We start from the raw sequence: 22531 nt of genomic DNA, 5'->3' as shown, positions 1-22531 counted from the left end.
CGCATCAAGCCCGGAACTGGCCCAGACTCGCCCGAAGCTGCGCCGCCAGATCGTCCAGCACCTTGCTGCTTGCCGTGGTCTGCATCACCACTTCAGCTGAACGCTCGGCCTGGGTATGAATGTTCTGCACCCTGCCGCGCACCGCTTGCGCGCCATTGGCTTGCTGTTCGGCGGCGCGGGTGGCCAGGCCTATCGCCGCATGCACCTGCTCGACGGCAGCCTGTACTGACTGCTGTCGACGCTCATTGTCACGCAGCACCAGCAGCCCTTCGCTGGCCTTTGCACCCGCCTGGCTGATCGTGGCTACCGCCTCCTTGGCCCCTGCCTGCAGCGCGGCAATATGCGCCTGGATGTCACCGGTGGAGCATTGCGTCTTGCTCGCCAACGCCCTGACTTCATCCGCCACCACGGCAAAGCCGCGCCCGGTCTCGCCGGCACGGGCCGCTTCAATGGCAGCGTTGAGGGCCAGCAGGTTGGTCTGCTCGGCAATGCCATGGATCACCGTCAGTACCACCTCGATCTGCTCACTTTGCTTGGCCAGGCGCTCAATGACCTGGGAGCCTGCGTCCACCTGCCCAGCCAGGTTTTCGATCAGCCCGGCCAGTTGCGTCGAGGTTCGACTGTTTTCGTCGGTGGCCTGGCGGATATCCACCACTTGCTGCAAGGCGGCCTGCATGGCGTAACTCTCGGCCTGGGCTTCTTCAGCCATGCTCGACAGGTCGCTCAGACTGGCCGCTACTTCATCACGTTGCAACGCAGCGGCGGCATCGGCGCCTGCGTTGCGCTGGGCCATGGCGCCGATTTCCACCCCGGTGCGCTGGGCGACGTCGCCGGCTTCGCGCACGATAGGTTGCAGCTTGTCGACGAAACGGTTGACCGCAGAGGCCATGTCGCCAATCTCGTCGCGGCTGTCCAGCCGTACCCGCTTGGTCAGGTCGCCTTCTCCCGCCGCCAGGTCATCGAGCGCCGCGATCAACAGGCGCAACTTGCTCACTACACGCCGGCCCAGCACCACGGCCACCACCAACAGCACGCCCAACCCTACCAGCACCAAGCCCAGGCCGATGCGCCAACGCAATTCAGCCGCCGCATCGCGCACGGTTTGCGCTGTATTGTTCTGCATGGCCGCGGCGCTGCCTTGCGCAGCCTCAAGGCGTTCACGCAGTGTCTTGCCACTGTCGGCAGCCGCCCCTACCAGGCTGTCGCCAACCAGCTGTTCGCTGCTGGTGATCAAGGCTGCGAAACGCTGATCCAGCGCGGCCAGTTGCTGATCGATACCGGCGGTTGACACACCCAGCAGCACCTTGCCGATTTGCGCCCCGTTTGGGTTGATCGACGCTTCGACCATGTACACGGCAGGGTCACGGCGGGCGGCCTCGATCACCTTGTCCAGCGCTCGCTCCCCTTGGCCCTTCTCGAGCAACGCCTGGTTGATCGGGTTCTGTCGGTTCAGGTAGCGGGTCAGGTGCTGGCCTTCTGCATCGTCATAAATCACGAACAGTACGTTGGGATTGCGCTGCGCCCGTCGGGCGAAATCCGATAGCACCGGCACATCCTTGTCCCAGATGGCGCGCGGCGCCACCGAGGCCAGCAACTCTGCCATGTCGTTGGCGGACTCCTTCAGCGTGCCTTCGAGGGTCTCGCGCAGTTGCTGCTGCTCGGCCTGCAGGCGCGTCGAGAGCCCTGCACTCAAGCGTTGGCGAGTACTGGCAGACAGGCCATCGAGGCCTGCGCGCACCTCCTGGCCGGCTTGCTCCAGATCGGTCGTGAGTTGCTGGCTGTCATGCCCCAGGCGTTCGGCCAGTTCGCGCTCAAGGGCCGAAACGGTGCTTCGTGTCAGGGCAACGGCCACCAGCACTTGCACCAAAAGGGCGATACCCAAGGCCACAAAAACAGGCCGCAACAGGCGGCTTCGTAACAGCGAAAGGATGGCAGACACGGTGAAACCCTCGTGTTTTCTGGCGCCAGTACTTTGATGGCATCGACAGACACTTCTTACAGCAAGGGTTATGCCGGTAGCAGCGGGGATACACGCCAAGTCCAAGCAATGCGCGTTTCATACCCACAATGAAAAACGCCGCGGCCCCTGTTCAGGGCCACGGCGTCAGATCAGCCTGCAGGGCAGATCAGGCGAACGGATGACGCAGCACGATGGTCTCGTTGCGGTCCGGGCCGGTGGAGATGATGTCAATCGGCGCGCCGATCAGTTCCTCGATACGGGTGATGTAGGCACGCGCACTGGCAGGCAGCGCTTCCAGGGTCTTGGCACCCAAGGTCGACTCGCTCCAGCCCGGCAGTGTTTCGTACACAGGCTGCAGGCCGATGTAGCTGTCGGCATCGGTCGGGGCTTCGATCACTTCGCCATTGGCATCCTTGTAACCTACGCAGATGTTGATGGTCTCCAGGCCGTCCAGCACGTCGAGCTTGGTCAGGCAGATGCCCGAGATGCTGTTGACGTCGATGGCGCGGCGCAGGATGACGGCATCGAACCAGCCGCAACGACGGGCACGCCCGGTCGTGGAGCCAAACTCATGGCCACGCTTGGCCAGGGTGGCGCCCGTGTCATCGAACAGTTCGGTCGGGAACGGGCCCGAACCTACGCGAGTGGTGTAGGCCTTGGTGATGCCCAGGATGTAGTCCAGGTACATCGGACCCACGCCGGAACCGGTCGAGATACCGCCAGCGGTGGTGTTGGAGCTGGTGACGTACGGGTAGGTACCGTGGTCGATGTCCAGCAGCGAGCCTTGCGCGCCTTCGAACATGATGTCCTTGCCGGCACGACGCAGGTTGTGCAGCTCGGCAGTGACGTCGAGCATCATCGGCTTGAGCTGTTCGGCATAGGCCATGCACTCGTCCAGCGTCTGCTGGAAGTCGATGGCAGGCTCTTTGTAGTAATTGACCAGCTGGAAGTTGTGGTAGTCCAGCAGCTCGCCCAGCTTGGCGGCAAAACGCTCGCGGTGGAACAGATCGCCCACGCGCAGGCCACGGCGGGCGACCTTGTCTTCGTACGCTGGGCCGATACCACGGCCGGTGGTGCCGATCTTGGCTTCGCCACGGGCTTTTTCACGGGCCTGGTCCAGCGCGACGTGGTACGACAGGATCAGCGGCGCAGCCGGGGAAATGCGCAGGCGCTCGCGCACCGGTACGCCCTTCTCTTCCAGCTTGGTGATCTCGCGCATCAGCGCATCGGGTGCAACGACCACACCGTTGCCGATCAGGCATTGCACGCCTTCACGCAGGATGCCGGATGGAATCAGGTGCAGAACGGTCTTTTCACCGTTGATCACCAGGGTGTGACCCGCGTTGTGGCCACCTTGGTAGCGCACGACGGCGGCAGCATGTTCGGTCAGCAGATCGACGATCTTGCCTTTGCCCTCATCACCCCACTGGGTGCCCAGGACGACGACATTCTTACCCATTACATTGGTCCTCATTCACGCAAACTTGGTTGCCGGCCTGTTGCCGACGCAGAAACTCACTGGGCCAGCGGCAGAACCTGCCAGCGCCCGTCTTGCTGAATCAATTGACGATCACAATCCGCTTCAAGGGCAGCACTCAGCGGCTGACCAGGCAGGGCCTGGACCACACGCTGGCCCTCGTTGCGCAACTGGCAGACATGCTGCCATAGGGCCGCATCGCCACTGTCCGGCATCCAGATGCCGCCCGTGGGCAGTACGACCTCCGCTCGCCCCAGTGTGACCAGGGTCTTCAAATCCGTGGAGAAACCGGTAGCCGGGCGCGCCCGGCCAAAGTCGGCACCGATGTCGTCATAGCGTCCGCCTTGGGCAATCGACTGCCCTTCACCTGGCACGAACACCGCAAACACCACGCCTGTGTGGTAGTTGTAACCGCGCAGTTCACCCAGGTCGAAGTACAACGGCAACTGCGGGTAACGAGCGGCCAACCGGTCGGCGATGGCCAGCAAATCGTCCAGGGCCGCCAGCACGCTTGCAGGTGCACGACCCAGGCGTACGCGGGCCTCGGCCAGAACTTCCCTGCCGCCGCACAGCTCGACCAGGGCTCGCAGCATGTTGCCCACATCCTTTGGCAAGTCGGCCGTCAGCGCCTGCACTTCGTCGACCGCCTTGCGCTGCAGGGCGTCGAACAGCTGCTGCTCGACCGCGCCCGACAGGCCGGCGGCCCGAGCCAGGCCACGGTAGATGCCCACATGGCCCAGGTCCATGTGGACATCAGGCACATCGGCCAACTGCAGTGTGGCGAGCATCAGGCTGATGACCTCCACATCGCTGGTGGGGCTGGCATCACCGTACAGTTCGGCACCCAGCTGGATAGGGCTGCGCGAGGTAGACAAAGCACGCGGCTGGGCATGCAGCACACTGCCGGCGTAACACAACCGGCTTGGGCCTTCACGGCGCAGGGTATGGGCGTCGATGCGCGCGACCTGCGGCGTGAAGTCGGCACGAAAGCCCATCAGGCGGCCGGACTGCGGGTCCACTACCTTGAAGGTACGCTGATCCAGGTCCTGGCCAGCGCCGGTAAGCAGCGATTCCAGGTACTCGATATGCGGGGTGACGACCAGTTCGTAACCCCAACTCTGGAACAGGTCCAACACCTGGCGGCGCGCGATCTCGATGCGCGCAGCCTCAGGTGGCAGTACTTCCTCGATGCCATCTGGCAGCAGCCAGCGGTCTACCGTTGCCATTACGCCTTTTCCCCTCTGGTCCGGGCGGCCGCCAGCAAGCCGGCCGTCAGTAAAGCAGGTATCGCGCACAGCAACGGGCAGCACTGATCCCAGCGCAGCCACCGTACCCGATACCCTCGAATTGCCTTGCGAACGTGTCAAAGGCGAACCGACACCAAGCCGATCAACCTTGCAGACGCAAAAAAGCCGGGAAATTTCCCGGCTGACTCATCATACACCCCTTTTGATTCGGGATGCACCCTGCCTGGCGTTTTAGCTGCCAGGCGGGGCGCCTGCCCGAATTCGACTCAGGGCTTGCTCTTGTCCATGAAGCGGAAGAACTCGTTCTTCGGATCCAGGACCAGCACGTCGCTCTTGCTGGAGAAGCTCTCGCGGTAGGCTTGCAAGCTACGGTAGAACGCGTAGAAATCAGCGTCCTGCGTGTAGGCCTTGGCGTAGATGGCAGCCGCCTGGGCATCACCCTCACCGCGGGTCTGTTCAGATTCGCGATAGGCCTCGGCCAGCAGCACACGGCGCTGGCGATCGGCGTCGGCACGAATACCTTCGGCCAGCTCATTACCCTTGGCCCGGTGCTCGCGCGCCTCGCGCTCACGCTCGGTGCTCATGCGATCGAACACACTGCGGTTGACTTCCTTGGGCAGGTCGATGGCCTTGACGCGGACGTCGATGACCTCGATACCCAGCTCCTTGTTGGCCATGCGGTTCAGCGAAGCGGTGATGTCGGCCATCAATGCGTCACGCTCACCGGACACCACTTCGTGCAGGGTGCGCTTACCGAACTGGTCACGCAGGCCGCTTTCCAGACGACGGGACAGACGCTCATCAGCAATCTGCTTCATGCCGGAAGTGGCCGTGTAGAAGCGCTCGGCATCCTTGACGCGCCATTTGGCATAGGCGTCGACCATCACCGCTTTCTTCTCCAGGGTCAGGAACCGCTGGGTAGGGGCGTCGAGGGTCATCAGGCGGGCGTCGAACTTGCGTACCTGGTTCACGTACGGCACTTTCACGTGCAGCCCTGGCTGGACATCGGCCTGGACCACCTTACCGAAGCGCAGCAGTACTGCCCGCTCGGTCTGGGACACGATGTAGAAGCTGTTCCAGGCCACGATGGCCAGAACCACGGCGGCGATCAGGGCGATCAGCGATCGGTTGCTCATCAGCGGCTCTCCCTAGTGCGCAGCGGCTGCTGTTGCTGTTGCGTGTCCTGCGCCGAGCGCGCAGCGGCAGCGTCGTTGGCCGACGATACACCGCTTGCAGGTGCGGACGAGTTGCGGCTGCCTTCGACCATCTTGTCCAGTGGCAGGTAGAGCAGGTTGTTCTGCCCGTCCTTGGTTGCCACCATGACCTTGCTCGAATTGCTGTACACCGCCTGCATGGTCTCCAGGTACAGGCGCTCGCGGGTCACATCAGGTGCCTTGCGGTACTCAGTGACCAGCTTGGTGAAGCGGTCGGCCTCACCCTTGGCGCGGGCAATGACTTCATCGCGGTAGCCGTTGGCGTCTTCGATGATGCGCTGGGCCTGACCACGGGCTTCGGGCACCACGCCATTGGCGTAGGACTCGGCCTGGTTGCGGGCACGCTGCTCGTCTTCGCGCGCCCGGATCACGTCATCGAAGGCTTCCTGCACTTCACGCGGGGCTGCCGCGCTCTGCACGTTGACCTGGGTAACGGTAATGCCGGTGCGGTAGTTGTCGAGGAAACGCTGCAGACGTTCGCGGATGTCCACGGCCATCTGTTCACGACCTTCGGTCAATACCTGGTCCATGGACGTAGAGCCCACCACGTGACGCAGGGCGCTGTCGGTCGCATGCTGCAGGCTGACCTCAGGCTGGTCGACGTTGAGCACGAAGTCCTGCAGGTTGCTGATCTTGTACTGGACGGTCAGCGGTACCTCGACGATGTTCTCGTCTTCGGTCAGCATCTGGCCCTGCTTGGTATAGGCCCGCTCGCGCGTGACGTTTTCCATGTACTTGCGATCGATCGGCGGGAAGTAGATGTTCAGGCCGGGACCGACCGTCTCATAGTACTTGCCGAAGCGCAGCACAACGGCCTGCTCCTGCTCGTCGACGACATACACGGCGCTGTACAGCCAGATGGCCGCCAGCACTGCCAGGCCGATGGCCAGCAGCCCGAGGCCGCCGCCTTTGCCGACATTGCGGTCACCGCCACCCCGTTTCTTGCCACCACCGAACATGCCGTTGAGGCTGTCCTGCAGTTTGCGGAAGGCCTCGTCCAGATCCGGCGGACCTTTTTTGTCGCCGCCACCACCGCCACCGCGGCGGCCGCCCCAGGGATCCTGATTGTTCGAGTTGCCACCCGGCTCGTTCCAAGCCATAGCGCTCTCCATCTGATAAAGCAAAGACGCGCCCACGGCGCGCCGTCCAATGCTACAGAATGCCTGTCACTGCTGCCCGACGACCTCGTAGGGCATTTATTGCAAAGTGTGTTGCTCGACAAACACTTGCGGCTCCATGCCTTCACGGCTGACCAGGCGATTGAGCTCTACCCTGGGCAGACGCACGCTCAGCAGGCTGCGCCCTTCTTCATCATGCGCTTCACTCTGCACCGCGCCCAGGTCAAAGAATTGCGCGCGCAGGCGGGCAAAACGTTGCTCCAGGCACAAGGTGCCGACAAACAGATCATCACCCAGCAGCTCGGCAATCGCCTGGCCAACCAACTCCAGGCCACGCCCGTCACGTGCCGAAACCCAGACCCGCTCAGGCTTGCCGTCGGCATTGCGCTGGATCTGCGGCTCGACCTCTTCGAGCAGGTCGAGTTTGTTATACACCTCGAGGATCGGCAAGCCTTCGGCGCCAATCTCGCCCAATACGGCCAGCACCTGCTCGATTTGCTCCATGCGCTCAGGCTCATGGGCATCGATCACGTGCAGCAGCAGGTCGGAGTTGCTCGACTCCTCGAGCGTAGCCCGAAACGCCTCGACCAGCTTGTGCGGCAGGTGGCGAATGAAGCCCACGGTATCGGCCAGCACGATAGGCCCCAGGTCGTTGAGCTCAAGCCGACGCAGCGTCGGGTCGAGGGTGGCGAACAACTGGTCGGCGGCGTACACCTCGGACTGGGTCAGGGCGTTGAACAACGTGGACTTGCCGGCGTTGGTGTAGCCCACCAGCGAGACCGACGGAATGTCCGCGCGCTTGCGCCCGCGACGCGCCTGTTCACGCTGGCTGCGCACTTTCTCGAGGCGGGACTTGATCTGCCGGATGCGTACGCGCAGCAGGCGACGGTCGGTTTCGAGCTGGGTTTCACCCGGCCCCCGCAGGCCAATACCCCCTTTTTGTCGCTCAAGGTGGGTCCAACCGCGTACCAGCCGCGTACTCATGTGCTCAAGCTGGGCCAGTTCGACCTGCAGCTTGCCTTCGTGGGTACGTGCCCGTTGGGCGAAGATATCCAGGATCAGCCCGGTCCTGTCGAGCACACGGCACTCGAACACGCGTTCGAGGTTGCGCTCCTGACTGGGCGTGAGGGTGTGATTGAAAATCACCAGGTCTACCTGCTCGGCATGGACACGGTCGTGCAACTCCTCGACCTTGCCACTGCCAATCAGGTACTTGGCCGAGGGCTGATGCCTCGAGACCGTTACAAGCGAGACGATGTCGGCACCGGCCGACAACGCGAGTTCCTGAAACTCCTGCGGGTCTTCGCGCGCCTCAGGGTTCTGACCTTCCAAGTGAACGAGCAACGCGCGTTCACCACCACCGTGGCGCTCAAAGAACAATGCAGGCTCCTATCAGGCGTTGCCTGGCTCGCTGTCGCCGTGATCGGAATCGGACGGGCTTGGCAGACGAACCGGGCGGGCAGGTACAACAGTGGAAATGGCGTGCTTGTAAACCATCTGGCTGACGGTGTTCTTCAGCAGCACCACGAACTGGTCGAACGATTCGATCGAGCCTTGCAGCTTGATGCCGTTTACCAGATAGATCGAAACCGGAACCTTTTCTTTTCTCAAGGTATTCAGGTAAGGGTCTTGTAGCGAATGCCCTTTTGACATATGCCGCACTCCTGTAAGGATAAATAATTGGAAAATCTGAAAAAACGATAAGTAAGGCCGGCTTTCACAAGGATAGACGGCAATCAGCAGGGACTCAGCTCAATATGGAGACGGCCCCAAGGTATTTCAAGGTGCGGGACAGATTGTCGCAGGCCAGGCTGTCGAGCCAATGCACGTCTGGCCAGCTACGCAGCCAGGTGAATTGCCGCTTGGCCAGCTGCCTGGTCGCGATGATACCGCGTTCACGCATCTCATTCTCAGTCAGCTGGCCGTCCAGGTAATCCCAGACCTGCCGATAGCCCACTGCCCGTATAGACGGCAGCCCGGCGTGCAAGTCACTTCTGGCTCGCAGCAATCGGACCTCGTCGACAAAGCCCTGTTCCAACATCTGTGAAAATCGTAACGCAATTCGCTGATGCAGAATGTGACGATCTGTAGGCGCAATCGCAAGACTGGCGACAGTATAGGGCAAATGACCGCAGGCGCTTGCGTCTGCACCGCTACTTTCAGCCAATTGACGCTGTCGATGGGCCGTCATGCTTTGCCCGCTGACCCGATACACCTCCAGCGCCCGGATCAACCGCTGCGGATCGTTGGGATGGATGCGCGCGGCCGACTCCGGATCGACCTCAGCCAATTGCTGGTGCAGCGCCGCCAGGCCCTCGGCCTCGGCCAGGGCCTCGAGCTCGGCCCTGACCTGGGCATCGGCCGCCGGCATGTCGGCCAGCCCCTCGGTCAACGCCTTGTAATAGAGCATGGTTCCGCCCACCAGCAATGGGATATTGCCGCGGGCTGTGATCTGGGCCATCACGCGCAAGGCGTCGGCACGAAATTGCGCAGCCGAGTAGGCGTCGGCCGGGTCGCGGATGTCGATCAGGTGGTGCGGATGGGCAGCCAGCACAGCCTTGGAGGGCTTTGCCGAACCGATGTCCATGCCCCGATAGACCAGGGCGGAATCGACGCTCACCAGCTCGCAGGGCAAAACCTTGCTCAGCTCGATGGCGAGGTCGGTCTTGCCTGACGCCGTCGGGCCCATCAGGAATATTGCAGGGGGCTTGCCACTCATTTCATCGACCGCGCAGGAATAGTTTGTCCAGATCATCCAGGCCCATCTGGGTCCAGGTGGGACGGCCATGGTTGCACTGGCCGCTGCGCTCGGTGTTTTCCATATCGCGCAGCAAGGCGTTCATCTCCGGGATCGCCAGGCGCCGATTGGCACGCACGGCACCGTGGCAGGCCATGGTGCCGAGCAATTCGTTCAGGTGCGCCTGGATACGGTCGCTGGTGCCGTACTCCATGAGGTCCGCCAGCACATCCTGTACCAGGCGGTTGGCTTCAGCCTGCTTGAGCAACGCAGGGATCTGGCGAATCGCCAGGGTTTCCGGGCCAAGGCGCTGCAACTCGAAGCCCAGGCGCTGGAACCAGGCGGCGTGTTCTTCGGCGCAATCGGCCTCGCGCTGGCTCAGGGCGAGCGTTTCGGGCACCAGCAACGGCTGACCGCTAAGACCCTCGCTGGCCATGGCCACCTTCAGCCGCTCGTACATGATCCGTTCATGGGCGGCATGCATGTCGACGAGCACCAGGCCTGCGGCGTTCTCGGCCAGGATGTAGATGCCCTTGAGCTGGGCCAACGCGAAGCCAAGCGGGGGGATGTCGCCCTGGCTTTCCGGCAGCGCGGCGGCGCCTTCGCTCAAGGGCTTATAGAACTCGCGATAGACCGCCTGGGCCTCGGCAGCCGGCAATGGCTGCGACGGCCTGGGTGTGTATTGATACTGGTAACCCGCGCCGCTGCCACTGCCGGCAACGGGAGACGGCGCAGCACGCGGTTGCTCGAGCACGGCCGCAGCCAGGCGCATTTCGCCCTGGGGCCCGAACTCGCCTGCCTGCTGCCCCGTCGGGCGGGTCGCCTCAGGCAGGGCAGCCGGGGCAGCCAACTGGTCTTCGGGACGCACATCGGCCAGGGCACGGTGCAAGGTGCCGTACAGAAAGTCGTGGACGCTGCGTCCTTCACGGAAGCGCACTTCGTGCTTGGTCGGGTGAACGTTGACGTCCACGCCATTGGGCTCAAGCTCAAGAAACAGGACGAAGGTGGGGTGACGGCCGTTGAACAGCACGTCCCGGTAAGCCTGGCGTACGGCATGGGCCACCAGCTTGTCGCGCACCGCGCGCCCGTTCACGAAGAAGTACTGCAAGTCTGCCTGGCTGCGCGAGTAGGTCGGCAACCCGACCCACCCCCACAGGCGCAGGCCGTTGCGCTCCACGTCGATGGGCAGGGCCTGCTCCATGAAACCCGGACCGCAGATGGCGCCCACCCGCCGGGCACGGTCGGCCTCCTCGCGTGCCTCGTGCAAGCTCAGAATGCTCTTGCCGTTGTGCCGCAGATGGAAGGCCACGTCGAACCGGGCCAGTGCCAGGCGCCGGATCACTTCCTGCAAGTGGTCGAATTCAGTTTTCTCGGCTTTGAGAAACTTGCGCCGCGCCGGCGTGTTGAAAAACAGGTCGCGCACTTCCACGGACGTGCCGACTGGGTGCGCAGCAGGCTGCACCCGTGCGGTCATCTCACGCCCTTCGGTTTCCACCTGCCAGGCTTCGCTGGCGTTGGCCGTGCGCGAGGTCAGGGTCAGCCGTGCGACCGAGCTGATCGAGGCCAAGGCTTCACCGCGAAACCCCAGGCTCAGGACGCCTTCAAGGTCTTCGAGCTCGCGGATCTTGCTGGTGGCATGGCGCTCCAGCGCCAGCGGCAGGTCGTCGGCAGAGATGCCGCTGCCATCGTCGCGCACCTTGAGCAGCTTGATGCCACCCTGCTCGACGTCCACATCGATTCGGCGAGCACCGGAGTCAAGACTGTTTTCCAACAGCTCCTTGGCAACCGATGCCGGCCGTTCCACCACCTCGCCAGCCGCAATCTGGTTGGCCAGCCGCGGGCTGAGCAGCTGGATACGTGAGCCGCCGCTCATTGCGAAGCCAACGTGGTGGCAGGAATGTCCAGGCGCTGGCCGACCTTCAGCTCATCGGTCTTCAGGCTATTGGTGCTGCGCAGGCTGGTGACGCTGACCTGATAGCGAACCGCAAGCATGGCCAGGGTTTCGCCAGGCCGCACCGTATGTTCACGCGGGCCCTGGGCGATCTTGCCGCTGTCGCGCAGCCACGCCACGTAAGTGCCTGGCGGTGGGTTCTGCTGGAAGTACTGGCGAACCCCGGTGTGAATGGAGCGGGCCAATGCCTGCTGGTGGCTGCGTGTGGCCAGCTTGGCCGCTTCTGCATTGTTCGAGATGAAGCCGGTCTCCACCAGGATCGAGGGAATGTCCGGGGACTTGAGCACCATGAAGCCGGCCTGTTCCACGCGCTGCTTGTGCAGCGAGGTGATACGCCCCATGTTGCCCAGCACCTTCTGGCCGACGTTGAGGCTGGAACTGAGCGTGGCAGTCATCGACAGGTCGAGCAGCACCCCGGCCAGCATGCGGTCCTTGTCATCGAGGCTGACATTGCCGGCACCGCCGATCAGGTCGGAGCGGTTTTCCGTATCGGCCAGCCAGCGTGCGGTCTCGGAGGTGGCACCGCGGTCGGACAAGGCGAACACCGAGGCGCCGAAGGCAGCGCGCGACGGGGCAGCATCGGCGTGGATGGAGATGAACAGGTCGGCGCCTTTCTTCCGGGCGATCTCGGTGCGCTTGCGCAACGGGATGAAGTAGTCGCCGGTGCGCGTCAGCTCAGCGCGAAAGCCCTTCTCGCTGTTGATCTGGCGCTGCAGTTCGCGGGCGATCTGCAGGACGATGTCTTTTTCATGCTGCCCGCTGGAGCCCGAAGCGCCTGGATCCTCGCCACCGTGGCCGGCATCGATGGCCACCACGATATCGCGCTTGCCACTGGGCACCGGTGGCAGCTTGATGGCTGGCTGGGTTGGCGTGACGGGCACCGCTGGCGTGGTGGCTGGCGTTTGCACCGGTGGCGGCGCAGGCGGTGGGGCACTGGCGGCAATGGCGTCCGCCTCCTGATCGTACAGGTCGACCACCAGGCGATTGCCGTATTGCGCGTTAGGCGCCAGGGTGAAGCTCTTGGGCGTGACCGACTTCTTCAGGTCCACGACCACCCGCAGGTCGGTCGGCGTGCGCTGGGCCGAGCGCACGCTGCTGATCGGCGTATTGGACGTCGCCACCTTCAAGGGTGCGCCCAGGGTTGCGCCGTTGATGTCGATGACCAGCCGATCGGGTGCGCTCAATGTGAAGACACTGTGCTGCACAGGGCCAGACAGGTCGAAGACCAGCCGGGTGTTGTCCGGCGCACGCCACAGGCGCACGCTCTTGACTTGAGTGACGGCCAGAGCCTCAACGGTCACCGTTGTCAGCAAAAGCCCAACGATGGCGACCAGTGCGCGTATGCGCATACCTACCCCGCTTGCTGTTTATAGTATTCGGCCAGTGCCACGCACCAGGCGTCGCCGCGAGCCCCCTGCGGCGAAAGTACAAGCGAGCGTCCGCTCGCCTGGGGGCTTATGGTAATGGTCAGGTCAGGCTTTGGCAAAACGCCCGCACCCTTTTGTGGCCACTCGAACAGGCACAGTGGATCACCCTCGAAATAGTCACGAATGCCCATGAACTCAAGCTCCTCCGGATCGACCAGCCGATAGAGGTCGAAGTGAAAAGCTCGGACATCACCAATCTCGTAGGGTTCTACCACGGTAAACGTAGGGCTTTTCACTGCACCCGTATGGCCCAACCCACGAATGAGGCCGCGAGACAGGGTTGTCTTGCCAGCGCCGAGGTCGCCTTCCAGGAAGATGATCCCGCGCCCACCGGTCACACCGGCCAGTTGGCCGCCAAAGGCAACCATGGCCGCTTCATCGGCCAGAAACAGGTTTAAGCCAGACACGCTGAATGCTCCTCCAACAACGCACGAATCACAGGTATCAGATCACTGGCCGCCAACCCCCGGCCGCCGCTACCCAGGCGCTCGCCAGCACAGGCATGCAGCCAGACGCCCAGGCCTGCGGCGTCCCAGGCGCCAAGCCCCTGGGCCAGCAGCGCGCCGCACACACCACTGAGCACATCCCCAAGGCCTGCGCCCGCCATGGCTGGATGGCCACGGTCGCAGCGCGCCAACCGCCCTTCGGGATCGGCGACCAAGGTACCTGCCCCTTTGAGCACGCACACACTGTTGTGGCGGCGTGCCAGCTTGCGCGCTGCACCCGGGCGGTCCGCCTGCACCGCTTCGGTGGAAATGCCCAGCAGCCGTGCAGCTTCGCCTGGGTGCGGGGTCAGGATACTGCCACTGGGCAGCGCAAGGGGCGAGGCTGCCAGCAGGTTCAGGGCATCGGCATCCCAGACCTGCGCGCCCTCGGCGTTGGCCACGGCGGACAGCAGGCTGCGCCCCCATGCCGCCTGCCCCAGGCCAGGCCCCACGACCGCCACAGAAGCGCGGCTCAGCACGGTCATCAACTGGTTGGCCGACTGCACGCCCAGGCACATGGTTTCGGGCATGCGGGTCAGCCCGGCGGCCACGTGCTCCGGCCGCGTGGCTACGCTCACCAGCCCTGCGCCGCAGCGCAACGCGGCCTCGGCGCTGAGCAGGACGGAGCCGCCGGTGCCAAGGTCGCCGCCGACCACCAGCACATGGCCGAAGTCACCTTTATGGGCCTGAGCAGGGCGTGGCGGCAGGCGGGCAACGGCCAGGCTGCTCAGCACTGCGGGGGCGTGTACGGGGTTACTGGTCTGTTGCATGGGGTCAAAAGCTCCAATGTCTGGCAGAATTATACGCACCTCTGCCCGTATTGCTTGCCCATCCATGTCCGCCTTCACTCCTGACCTCGACGCACTGGCCCATAACATCAAGCTGTGGGGCCAGGAACTGGGCTTTGCCCACGTCGGCATCGCCGGTATCGACCTGGGCGAACACGAGCATCACCTGCAGCGCTGGCTGGACGCCGGTTATCAGGGGGAGATGGAATACCTGGGGGCACACGGCAGCAAGCGTGCCCACCCAGAGCAGCTGATTCCAGGCACCGTGCGCGTCGTCTCGCTGCGCATGGACTATCTGCCCGGCGACACGCAAATGGCGCAGCGCCTGGCCCAACCGGAAAAGGCCTACGTATCCCGCTATGCCTTGGGCAGGGACTACCACAAGCTGGTGCGCAAGCGTGTGCAGTCGCTGGCCGACCGCATCCAGCAGGCCATCGGCCCCTTTGGCTACCGAGCCTTCGTCGACAGCGCGCCGGTGCTGGAAAAGGCGCTGGCCGAACAAGCCGGGCTTGGCTGGATCGGCAAGAACACCCTGTTGCTCAACCGCAAGGCTGGCAGCTATTTCTTTCTGGCTGAACTGTTCGTCGACCTGCCCCTGCCAGTGGACCAGGCCACCACCAGCGAGCATTGCGGCCGCTGCACGGCTTGCCTGGACATCTGCCCAACCCAGGCCTTCGTCGGCCCGTACGTGCTCGATGCCCGCCGCTGCATCTCCTACCTGACCATCGAGCTCAAGGGGCCGATCCCGGTGCAGTTGCGCTCGATGATGGGCAACCGGGTGTTCGGCTGCGATGACTGCCAGATCGTCTGCCCCTGGAACCGCTTCGCCAAGCCCACCCGCGAGCAGGACTTCCAGCCCCGCCACGGCCTGGAGAATGCGGAACTGGCGCAGATGTTCCTGTGGGATGAGCCTACTTTCCTGCGCAAGACCGAAGGCGGGCCTCTGCGCCGTGCCGGTTATGAGCGCTGGCTGCGCAACCTGGCCGTCGGCCTGGGCAACGCCCCTTCCACGATCCCGGTCATCGAAGCCCTCAAGGCGCGGCGCGACGATGCCTCGCCACTGGTGAGGGAACACGTGGAATGGGCGCTTGCCCGGCACGGGGTGGCATGACCCTCTAGGGGAGGCCGCGACAGACCGCACAGCGGCCTCTGCACCTTTGCGATGTAGCGCAAAGCCTAGGCCCGCTTAGCCTACAGCGGGCGCCCACCCTCACTGCTGGTCATTGTAATGAAACTTGGGCATCTCCCAGTGAAAGCGGATAGCCAGCAACCGCACCAGAAACCCACCGAACAAGGTCAGCAGCATGGCTTGCTCCGCGGGCACCTTGAAGTAGTCGCAGCCCAGGTAGAACCAGGCCGCAGCGAACGACACGCTCGCGTAAAGCTCTCGGCGGAACACAAGCGGGATGTCATTGCAAAAGATATCCCGCAAAATCCCGCCGAAGACCCCTGTGATCACCCCGCTGATGGACGCCACCAGCATGCCCTGCCCCATCTCCAGCGCGGTCATGCAGCCAATGAGGGTAAAGGCCACCAGCCCCAAGGCGTCGAGCACCAGAAACAGGGAACGCAGGCGGCGCATCATCGGCGCGATGAAAATGGTCAACAGCGCCGCACAGCTGGTCAGCACCAGGTATTCCGGGTGCTTGACCCAGGTCAGCGGGTAGTGCCCCAACAGCACGTCACGCACCGACCCCCCGCCCAATGCGGTCACGCACGCGATCAGCACCACCCCGAACCAGTCCATGCCACGACGGCCGGCCGACAGCGCACCGGTCATCGCTTCGGCGGTGATGGCGATCAGATAAAGCATCAGCAACATGAGCAAGACCCACACCGATCACCCGCTCAAGCGACCATCAGCGCACGGCCTCGGGCAGAAGTGCCGGGGCCGTACGCTGATGGTCGCGTGAAGCGCGTGAGCTGCGTTTTTTTAGAATTTGATGAAGTGTTCGCGGTAGTGGCGCAGCTCGGCGATGGATTCGCGAATGTCGTCCAGCGCCAGGTGCGTGTTGCCCTTGCTGAAGCTGTCTCGCACTTCGGGGGCCCAGCGCGCTGCCAGTTCCTTGAGGGTGGAGACGTCGAGGTTGCGGTAGTGGAAGTAATTTTCCAGCTGACGCATGTGCCGGTACAGGAACCGACGGTCCTGGCAGATGCTGTTCCCGCAGATCGGCGACTTGCCTTTAGGTACCCACTGCTCAAGGAAGGCGATGGTCTGGGCCTCGGCCTGGGCCATGCTCACCTTGCTCTCGCGCACACGCTGGGTCAGGCCGGAGGCGCCGTGGGTGCGGGTGTTCCAGTCGTCCATGCGCGCCAGCACTTCATCACTGTGGTGGATGGCGATGACCGGGCCCTCGGCCAGCGTATTGAGATCGCTGTCGGTGACGATGGTGGCCATCTCGATGATGACATCGCTGTCCGGATCCAGCCCGGTCATCTCCAGGTCGATCCAGATCAGGTTCTGTGGGTTTTGCATGCAGGCACTCCTCCGATGGAGGCCTATATTAGCGCAGTGCACCCCCACGAACCAAAGTGAAGCGGACAGCGTTCAGGCCCGGCATGCTAGACTGCCAGTCGTTTTCTACGCCCCGCACGGGGCCTTCTACGGAGCGTTCATGGCCAAACGCCAGCTCAACCGTCGCCAGAACTGGCGTATCGAAAAGATTCAGAACGAGCGCGCTGCACGTGCGGCAAAGCGAGAGCAGCATGCCTTGCAGGAACTGGAAGGCGGCGACCTTGGGCCCGAGCAGCTGGGGCTGGTGATCGCGCACTTCGGTGTACAAGTTGAAGTCGAAGCCCAGGATGGCGACACCGCAGGCCAGGTGTTTCGCTGCCACCTGCGCGCCAACCTTCCTGCGTTGGTCACTGGCGACCGCGTGGTCTGGCGTGCCGGCAACCAGGGGATCGGCGTCATCGTTGCGCAGATGCCCCGTGCAACCGAACTGTGCCGGCCCAACAACCATGGCCAGCTCAAGCCAGTGGCGGCCAATGTCGACCTTATCGTCATCGTTTTCGCACCGGCGCCGGAACCGCACCCCAACCTCATCGACCGCTACCTGGTGGCCGCCGAGCATGCCGGCCTGCGCCCCCTGTTGCTGCTGAACAAGGCTGACCTGGTCAATGACGAGAACGGGCCAGGCCTGCAAGCGCTCCTGGACGTCTACCGTGAACTGGGCTACCCGCTGCTGGAGGTGTCGGCGCATCAAGGGGATGGCATGCAGCGCCTGCAGCAGGCACTGGATGGACACATCAGCGTCTTCGTCGGTCAGTCGGGGGTGGGCAAGTCGTCGCTGGTCAACAGCCTGCTGCCACAGGCCGGTACCCGGGTCGGTGACCTGTCGGAATGGTCGGGCCAGGGCACCCATACCACCACCACCGCCCGCCTGTACCACTTCCCCAACGGGGGCGACCTGATCGACTCGCCGGGCATCCGTGAGTTCGGCCTGGGGCATGTCAGCCGCACCGATGTGGAAGAGGGCTTTATCGAGTTCCGCGACCTGTTCGGCACCTGCCGCTTCCGCGACTGCAAACATGATCGCGAGCCTGGGTGCGCGCTGCTCAAGGCCCTGGAAGACGGGCGAATCAAGCCACAGCGGATGAACAGCTACCGCTCGATCATCGCCAGCCTGCCGGAAGAAACCTACTGATCAACCCTGCATGCCCAATGCAGGCGGGGTGCCTTGTCCGCCCCGGCAGTGACCGGCAGCCCAACGGGGCTGCCAAGCCTTCACTGTTCCTTGGTCTCATCCATCTTCAACGTGCCGTCCTCGAAGATGTTGAGCTTCTGGCGCAACTCACGTGGTTGCATGGGCGTCTGGTCATCGGCCGCCGAGGGTGCCGGCGCGGTCATTGAAGGTGGCTGCGCCCCAGCAGGGGCTTGCGCCGGCGGTGGCGCGGCGCCCTGCTCGCCTTCGATATCACGCTGGGCCTTCTTGGTCAGCACGATGATGTCGATCCGACGGTTTACCGGGTTGAACGGGTTCTTGCGATCGAACAGCGACGAAGACGCATACCCCACCACCCGTGCCACCTGGCCATCTGGATAACCCCCTGCCACCAGGGCCCGCCGCGCAGCGTTGGCACGGTTGGCCGACAGCTCCCAGTTGCCGAACTCGCCAGCGCCTGCGTACGGCTTGGCATCGGTATGGCCACTGACGCTGATCTTGTTGGGCACGGTCTTGATGGTATCGGCCATGGCCAGCAGGATGTCCTCGAAATAGGGCTGCAAGCGTGCACTGCCGATGTCGAACATGGGCCGGTTCTCGGCGTCCATGATCTGGATGCGCAGGCCGTCCTGGGTGATCTCGAACAGGATCTGGTCCTTGAACTTCTGCAGCTGCGGGTTCTCCTCCACCTTGTTCTGCAACTCCTGCAGCAGCAGCTCGAGGCGCTCGCGCTCGACCTGCTCGGCCATGGTTTCCACCTGGTCCTTGTTCAGTTCGATGCTGGTGTCTGGGGTCGGCTCCGATTTCACCTCGGGGTTGATGGTCTTCTCCGGCGCCAGCTCGGGCGAGCCGCCCAGGTCGATGACGTAAGGTGTACCACTCTCGGAGAAGCCGATCGGGTCCTTGAAGTACCCGGCGATGGCGATCTTCTGCTCAGGGGTTGCGGTCGACAGCAACCACAGCACCAGAAAGAACGCCATCATGGCCGTGGCGAAGTCGGCAAAGGCGATCTTCCAGGCGCCACCGTGGTGGCCGCCGCCAAAGCGCTTTACGCGCTTGACGATGATGGGCTGATTGTTCTCCATGACTCAGCGACCGCGTACCGCTTGCTCGAGCTCGGAGAAGCTGGGGCGATGCTTGGGGTACAGCACCTTGCGCCCGAATTCCACGGCCAGCGACGGCGGCATGCCCGAGGCCGAGGCGACCAGCGAGGCCTTGATCGACTCGTACAGGTTGAGTTCTTCCTTGGCATCGTGCTCAAGGCACTTGGCCAGTGGCCCGAAGAAACCGTAGGCGGCGAGAATACCGAAGAAGGTACCCACCAAGGCGGCGCCCACGTGCATACCGATGGCTGCCTGGTCACCATCGCCCAGCGATGCCATGGTGACAACGATACCCAATACAGCTGCAACGATACCGAAGCCTGGCATGCCGTCTGCAACCCCAGTGACCGCGTGGGACGGATGCTCCAGCTCCTCCTTCATGCTCAGCAGCTCCATGTCGAACAGACCTTCGAGTTCGTGGGGGGCCATGTTGCCGGTGGACATGATGCGCAGGTAGTCGCAGACGAACGCGGTCATGCGCTCATCGGCCAGTACGGTCGGGTACTTGGCAAAGATCGGGCTGGCCGAGGCGTCTTCGATGTCGGCCTCGATGGCCATCATGCCTTCGCGGCGGCTCTTGTTGAGAATTTCATAGACCAGCCCCAGCACTTCCAGGTAATAGGCATGGGTGAAGCGCGAGCCGAACATCTTCATCGACTTCTTCAGAACGTGCATCGTCATGTAGCCAGGGTTGGCCTGCAGAAACGCACCAAAGGCCGCGCCGCCGATGATCAGCACTTCGAACGGCTGGATCAGCGCCGCAATCTTGCCGTGGGAAAGGACGTAGCCGCCGAGTACGCTCGCGAATACGACGATGATGCCGATAATTTTAGCCATAGATTCAAAGCACTTGCTGTCGTGGTCAGGGAAAGAGGCGGGAGCGTCAAAACTCTTCTTCTCCTTATCGGCAGAACTGCGCCAGACTATAGCCACTAAAAGCGAAAAGCCAGTTCGGACTGATGTCAAAATGCCAATTGAAACCGAGGTATCCGGCCAGGCCCCACGTACGTTAGAAGCCTGGGTGAAGCTGCTGGAGAGTGTGCGCATTCCTGTGCCCAAGCACAGCTACGACCGGGTCATGGCGGCCATCAACGATAACCGGCGTTCATTGCGCGATATCGCCGAGCTGATGCAGGACAGCCCGGCCCTGGTGCTGTCGGTGATGCGCGAAGCCAACCACCCGACCAACGCCAGCCAGGCCGAGCCGGCCGAAAGCCTGGAGATTGCCCTCAATCGCCTGGGCCTTGAGCGCAGCGCACTGCTGCTCAAGCGCCTGCCAGCGCTGCCGATGGAAGACATCCCGCCGGTGCTGCGCCAGTTCCAGATGATCAGCCAGCATGCCTCGCAGCAGGCCAGTGGCCTGTTCGCCAGCCGACTGGCGCGGCTGTGGCAGGAAATCCACTGGGGTAGCCTGCTGTTTCTGTCCCCGTTATGGCCGCTGGCATTGGCCCACCCGAAGCTGCTCGACACCTGGGAGCTGCGGGTCATCCATAAAGGAGAAGACGCCGCTATTGTCGAGCAGGAGCTGTTCGGTGTTCGCATCATGGCGCTGTGCCAGGCCGTGGCCCAGCAGTGGCGCCTGCCGCAATGGGTGACCCAGGGTTACCGTCTGCTGCTCGAAGAGCGCGAGCAGCTTGCCCAGGTGTTGAACATCGCCCGGGACGAAGACCTGCTCAACCAACAACATCGGCTCGATGCCGAGCCCGGTCTGCGGCGCTGGTTCAACCAACCGGCCAACACCGTGCTGTTGGCCAATAACCTGGCGCTGGCAGCCCAGGTGGGCTGGGACAATCCCCATCTGCTGCGCTGGCAACTGCTGACCGCACTCTACCTGCAGACCTCGCTCGAAGACGTACAACAGCAGGTGCACCAACAAGCCGCGGCCAGTGCCAGGCGTCATGCGCGCCTGGCACTGTTCCACCCAGCCGAGGCCTTGATCTGGCCGTGGCATCAACGCCGCCCCCACCCGGACATGCTGGCGCCCCCGCCCCCCACCGCCGATGAACTGGCGCGCTGGCGGTCGCTCTGCCAGGACTTGCTGGCCCAGCCCAGCCCTTTCACCAATACCGTGCACTTGGCGGCCCAAGCCCGTGAAGCGGTACTGGCGTGCGGCATGCAACGCCTGCTGCTGCTTGGCCTGGACAGGACCAATGACTGCCTGCGCGTGCAACAGGCGGCCGGGCTAGCGAAAGAGGCGACCAGCCTGGTATTGCCGGTAACGGCGAACAAGCTGCTGCAAAAGCTGATGTCCAAGGCCGGGCAACTGCGCATCACGCCCGAAAACCATACGCAGTTCGCCTCGTTGTTGCCGCCGCCCTTGCGTGCCCTGTTCCGAGGCGAGCATGTCCTGCTGCGCTCGCTGGCGGTCAATGACCAGGTACTGATGCTGTTGGTGGCCGACCAGGGGTGCCGGCCCTTGGCCGACATCAGCGTGCAGGCTTTTGGCAAAACCTCGCAATGCATCGAACGGGCGCTGTCGGTGTTTGCCAACCGCAAGGGCTGAGCCTTGCGCTACAATCGCCCCTTTGCACACTGGAGACCGTGGATGACCGACTTTTCCGGCCTGCCGCTGGTGATCGAAGCCGCCGACCTGTTGCCACGCCTGGGCTCGCCCGACTTGATCCTGGTCGACCTCAGCAGCGCCAATCGTTACGTCAGCGGGCATATCCCGGGCGCGCATTTCGTCGAGGGCAAGCGGACCCAGCTCGGCCAGCCGCCTGCGCCTGGGCTGCTACCGCCGCAGAGCGACCTGGAAAAGCTGTTCGGCGAACTGGGCCACCGCAGCGATGCGGTCTACGTGGTGTATGACGATGATGGCGGTGGCTGGGCTGGCCGCTTCATCTGGTTGCTCGATGTGATCGGTCACACCCGGTACCACTATCTCAACGGTGGCATCCAGACCTGGCCGGCCGACCGGCTCAGTACCGATGTGCCTGCCAAGGGTACCCGGCTGGTGAGTTTGCAACTGCATCCGGAACCCACCGCCACCCGCGAGTACCTGCAAAGCCGCCTGGGCGCCGATGACCTGGCCATCTGGGATGCTCGCGCCCCACAGGAATTCACCGGCGAAAAAATGCTCGCGGCCAAAGGCGGGCACATACCCGGTGCGGTCAATTTCGAATGGACCGCCGGCATGGATCTCAATGACCATCTGCGCATCCGCCCGGACATCGCCGAAGTGCTGCAGTCCCTTGGCATCACGCCTGACAAGGAAGTGATCACCCACTGCCAGACGCATCGCCGCTCCGGTTTCACTTATCTGGTGGCAAAGGCCCTGGGCTACCCGCGAGTCAAAGCGTACGCTGGCTCCTGGAGCGAGTGGGGCAACCACCCGGACACGCCTGTCGAAGTTTAAGGAA

General features: G+C 63.4%; 20 protein-coding genes and 1 pseudogene. 4 read left to right on the top strand and 17 right to left on the bottom strand.

Features of this window, described 5'->3' with window-relative positions; all coding sequences use genetic code 11:
- Window positions 1–4: 4 nt before the first annotated feature.
- The 13 genes and pseudogenes from FS767_RS23465 to FS767_RS07985 form a co-directional block, all read right to left on the bottom strand.
- Window positions 5–709, bottom strand: a complete 705-nt coding sequence (locus FS767_RS23465; RefSeq protein ID WP_371921580.1) for a methyl-accepting chemotaxis protein — start codon at window positions 707–709, stop codon at window positions 5–7.
- A gap of 201 nt (window positions 710–910) precedes the next feature.
- Window positions 911–1123, bottom strand: a pseudogene (locus tag FS767_RS23460) (methyl-accepting chemotaxis protein); the annotation flags it as partial.
- Window positions 1124–2126: 1003 nt separating this feature from the next.
- Window positions 2127–3419, bottom strand: a complete 1293-nt coding sequence (locus tag FS767_RS08035; protein WP_144964790.1) for an adenylosuccinate synthase — start codon at window positions 3417–3419, stop codon at window positions 2127–2129.
- A 56-nt stretch (window positions 3420–3475) separates the two neighbouring features.
- The gene (locus tag FS767_RS08030; protein ID WP_023532898.1) at window positions 3476–4663 is read right to left on the bottom strand and encodes an ATP phosphoribosyltransferase regulatory subunit; all 1188 of its coding nucleotides are present in this window, start codon (window positions 4661–4663) and stop codon (window positions 3476–3478) included.
- 287 nt (window positions 4664–4950) lie between these two features.
- Window positions 4951–5820, bottom strand: a complete 870-nt coding sequence (hflC, locus tag FS767_RS08025) for a protease modulator HflC (RefSeq protein ID WP_144964789.1) — start codon at window positions 5818–5820, stop codon at window positions 4951–4953.
- Entirely contained in the window at window positions 5820–6998 is a 1179-nt protein-coding gene (hflK, locus tag FS767_RS08020; RefSeq protein ID WP_058637989.1) for an FtsH protease activity modulator HflK, read from the bottom strand. The genes hflC and hflK overlap by 1 nt, the downstream gene beginning before the upstream one ends.
- 96 nt (window positions 6999–7094) lie before the next feature.
- Window positions 7095–8396, bottom strand: a complete 1302-nt coding sequence (gene hflX, locus FS767_RS08015) for a ribosome rescue GTPase HflX (RefSeq protein WP_058605817.1) — start codon at window positions 8394–8396, stop codon at window positions 7095–7097.
- Window positions 8397–8408: 12 nt separating this feature from the next.
- Window positions 8409–8669 carry an RNA chaperone Hfq gene (gene hfq / locus FS767_RS08010; RefSeq protein WP_015272006.1) on the bottom strand — a complete coding sequence of 87 codons (261 nt, stop codon included), beginning with the start codon at window positions 8667–8669 and terminating at the stop codon, window positions 8409–8411.
- A 94-nt stretch (window positions 8670–8763) separates the two neighbouring features.
- Window positions 8764–9735, bottom strand: coding sequence for a tRNA (adenosine(37)-N6)-dimethylallyltransferase MiaA (gene miaA / locus FS767_RS08005; protein WP_144964809.1), 972 nt, complete (start codon window positions 9733–9735; stop codon window positions 8764–8766).
- Window position 9736: 1 nt separating this feature from the next.
- Entirely contained in the window at window positions 9737–11626 is a 1890-nt protein-coding gene (gene mutL / locus FS767_RS08000) for a DNA mismatch repair endonuclease MutL (RefSeq protein WP_058637987.1), read from the bottom strand.
- Window positions 11623–13053 carry an N-acetylmuramoyl-L-alanine amidase gene (locus FS767_RS07995; RefSeq protein WP_058605814.1) on the bottom strand — a complete coding sequence of 477 codons (1431 nt, stop codon included), beginning with the start codon at window positions 13051–13053 and terminating at the stop codon, window positions 11623–11625. The genes mutL and FS767_RS07995 overlap by 4 nt, the downstream gene beginning before the upstream one ends.
- 2 nt (window positions 13054–13055) lie before the next feature.
- Window positions 13056–13538, bottom strand: coding sequence for a tRNA (adenosine(37)-N6)-threonylcarbamoyltransferase complex ATPase subunit type 1 TsaE (gene tsaE, locus FS767_RS07990; RefSeq protein ID WP_058605813.1), 483 nt, complete (start codon window positions 13536–13538; stop codon window positions 13056–13058).
- The gene (locus tag FS767_RS07985) at window positions 13526–14386 is read right to left on the bottom strand and encodes an NAD(P)H-hydrate dehydratase (RefSeq protein WP_144964788.1); all 861 of its coding nucleotides are present in this window, start codon (window positions 14384–14386) and stop codon (window positions 13526–13528) included. The genes tsaE and FS767_RS07985 overlap by 13 nt, the downstream gene beginning before the upstream one ends.
- Before the next feature lie 64 nt (window positions 14387–14450).
- On the opposite strand from FS767_RS07985, the gene queG reads away from it, so the two are divergent.
- Window positions 14451–15515 carry a tRNA epoxyqueuosine(34) reductase QueG gene (gene queG / locus FS767_RS07980; RefSeq protein ID WP_058637985.1) on the top strand — a complete coding sequence of 355 codons (1065 nt, stop codon included), beginning with the start codon at window positions 14451–14453 and terminating at the stop codon, window positions 15513–15515.
- 99 nt (window positions 15516–15614) lie between these two features.
- On the opposite strand, the gene FS767_RS07975 is transcribed toward queG, so the two are convergent.
- A complete protein-coding gene (locus FS767_RS07975; RefSeq protein WP_023532953.1) occupies window positions 15615–16226 on the bottom strand; it encodes a trimeric intracellular cation channel family protein in 612 nt (203 codons plus the stop codon).
- Between the two features lie 111 nt (window positions 16227–16337).
- Window positions 16338–16880: an oligoribonuclease gene (gene orn / locus FS767_RS07970; protein ID WP_144964787.1), complete on the bottom strand. Its 543-nt coding sequence runs from the start codon at window positions 16878–16880 to the stop codon at window positions 16338–16340.
- A gap of 139 nt (window positions 16881–17019) precedes the next feature.
- Here orn and rsgA point away from each other — a divergent pair, with 139 nt between their 5' ends.
- Entirely contained in the window at window positions 17020–18051 is a 1032-nt protein-coding gene (gene rsgA / locus FS767_RS07965) for a small ribosomal subunit biogenesis GTPase RsgA (RefSeq protein ID WP_023532943.1), read from the top strand.
- Between the two features lie 80 nt (window positions 18052–18131).
- On the opposite strand, the gene motB is transcribed toward rsgA, so the two are convergent.
- Window positions 18132–19154 (bottom strand): flagellar motor protein MotB, encoded by a 1023-nt coding sequence (motB, locus tag FS767_RS07960; protein ID WP_144964786.1) that lies wholly within the window; start codon window positions 19152–19154, stop codon window positions 18132–18134.
- 3 nt (window positions 19155–19157) lie between these two features.
- Window positions 19158–20009: a flagellar motor stator protein MotA gene (motA, locus tag FS767_RS07955; protein ID WP_058605808.1), complete on the bottom strand. Its 852-nt coding sequence runs from the start codon at window positions 20007–20009 to the stop codon at window positions 19158–19160.
- A gap of 130 nt (window positions 20010–20139) precedes the next feature.
- On the opposite strand from motA, the gene FS767_RS07950 reads away from it, so the two are divergent.
- Entirely contained in the window at window positions 20140–21675 is a 1536-nt protein-coding gene (locus FS767_RS07950) for an HDOD domain-containing protein (RefSeq protein ID WP_144964785.1), read from the top strand.
- Window positions 21676–21717: 42 nt separating this feature from the next.
- Entirely contained in the window at window positions 21718–22527 is an 810-nt protein-coding gene (locus tag FS767_RS23200) for a rhodanese-like domain-containing protein (RefSeq protein ID WP_256674246.1), read from the top strand.
- The last annotated feature ends 4 nt before the right edge of the window (window positions 22528–22531 follow it).

The sequence above is a fragment of the Pseudomonas sp. DE0010 genome (assembly GCF_007680745.1).
Lineage (GTDB): Bacteria > Pseudomonadota > Gammaproteobacteria > Pseudomonadales > Pseudomonadaceae > Aquipseudomonas > Aquipseudomonas parafulva_B.
Note: the sequence above shows the minus strand (reverse complement) of the source record. Positions and strands in the feature narration are given on the sequence as shown.

Coding starts and splice junctions, on each gene's coding strand:
- FS767_RS23465 (WP_371921580.1), bottom strand. CDS start 709: ATGGCTGAAGAAGCCCAGGCCGAGAGTTACGCCATGCAGGCCGCCTTG.
- FS767_RS08035 (WP_144964790.1), bottom strand. CDS start 3,419: ATGGGTAAGAATGTCGTCGTCCTGGGCACCCAGTGGGGTGATGAGGGC.
- FS767_RS08030 (WP_023532898.1), bottom strand. CDS start 4,663: ATGGCAACGGTAGACCGCTGGCTGCTGCCAGATGGCATCGAGGAAGTA.
- hflC (WP_144964789.1), bottom strand. CDS start 5,820: ATGAGCAACCGATCGCTGATCGCCCTGATCGCCGCCGTGGTTCTGGCC.
- hflK (WP_058637989.1), bottom strand. CDS start 6,998: ATGGCTTGGAACGAGCCGGGTGGCAACTCGAACAATCAGGATCCCTGG.
- hfq (WP_015272006.1), bottom strand. CDS start 8,669: ATGTCAAAAGGGCATTCGCTACAAGACCCTTACCTGAATACCTTGAGA.
- miaA (WP_144964809.1), bottom strand. CDS start 9,735: ATGAGTGGCAAGCCCCCTGCAATATTCCTGATGGGCCCGACGGCGTCA.
- mutL (WP_058637987.1), bottom strand. CDS start 11,626: ATGAGCGGCGGCTCACGTATCCAGCTGCTCAGCCCGCGGCTGGCCAAC.
- FS767_RS07995 (WP_058605814.1), bottom strand. CDS start 13,053: ATGCGCATACGCGCACTGGTCGCCATCGTTGGGCTTTTGCTGACAACG.
- FS767_RS07985 (WP_144964788.1), bottom strand. CDS start 14,386: ATGCAACAGACCAGTAACCCCGTACACGCCCCCGCAGTGCTGAGCAGC.
- queG (WP_058637985.1), top strand. CDS start 14,451: ATGTCCGCCTTCACTCCTGACCTCGACGCACTGGCCCATAACATCAAG.
- FS767_RS07975 (WP_023532953.1), bottom strand. CDS start 16,226: ATGTTGCTGATGCTTTATCTGATCGCCATCACCGCCGAAGCGATGACC.
- orn (WP_144964787.1), bottom strand. CDS start 16,880: ATGCAAAACCCACAGAACCTGATCTGGATCGACCTGGAGATGACCGGG.
- rsgA (WP_023532943.1), top strand. CDS start 17,020: ATGGCCAAACGCCAGCTCAACCGTCGCCAGAACTGGCGTATCGAAAAG.
- motB (WP_144964786.1), bottom strand. CDS start 19,154: ATGGAGAACAATCAGCCCATCATCGTCAAGCGCGTAAAGCGCTTTGGC.
- motA (WP_058605808.1), bottom strand. CDS start 20,009: ATGGCTAAAATTATCGGCATCATCGTCGTATTCGCGAGCGTACTCGGC.
- FS767_RS07950 (WP_144964785.1), top strand. CDS start 20,140: ATGCCAATTGAAACCGAGGTATCCGGCCAGGCCCCACGTACGTTAGAA.
- FS767_RS23200 (WP_256674246.1), top strand. CDS start 21,718: ATGACCGACTTTTCCGGCCTGCCGCTGGTGATCGAAGCCGCCGACCTG.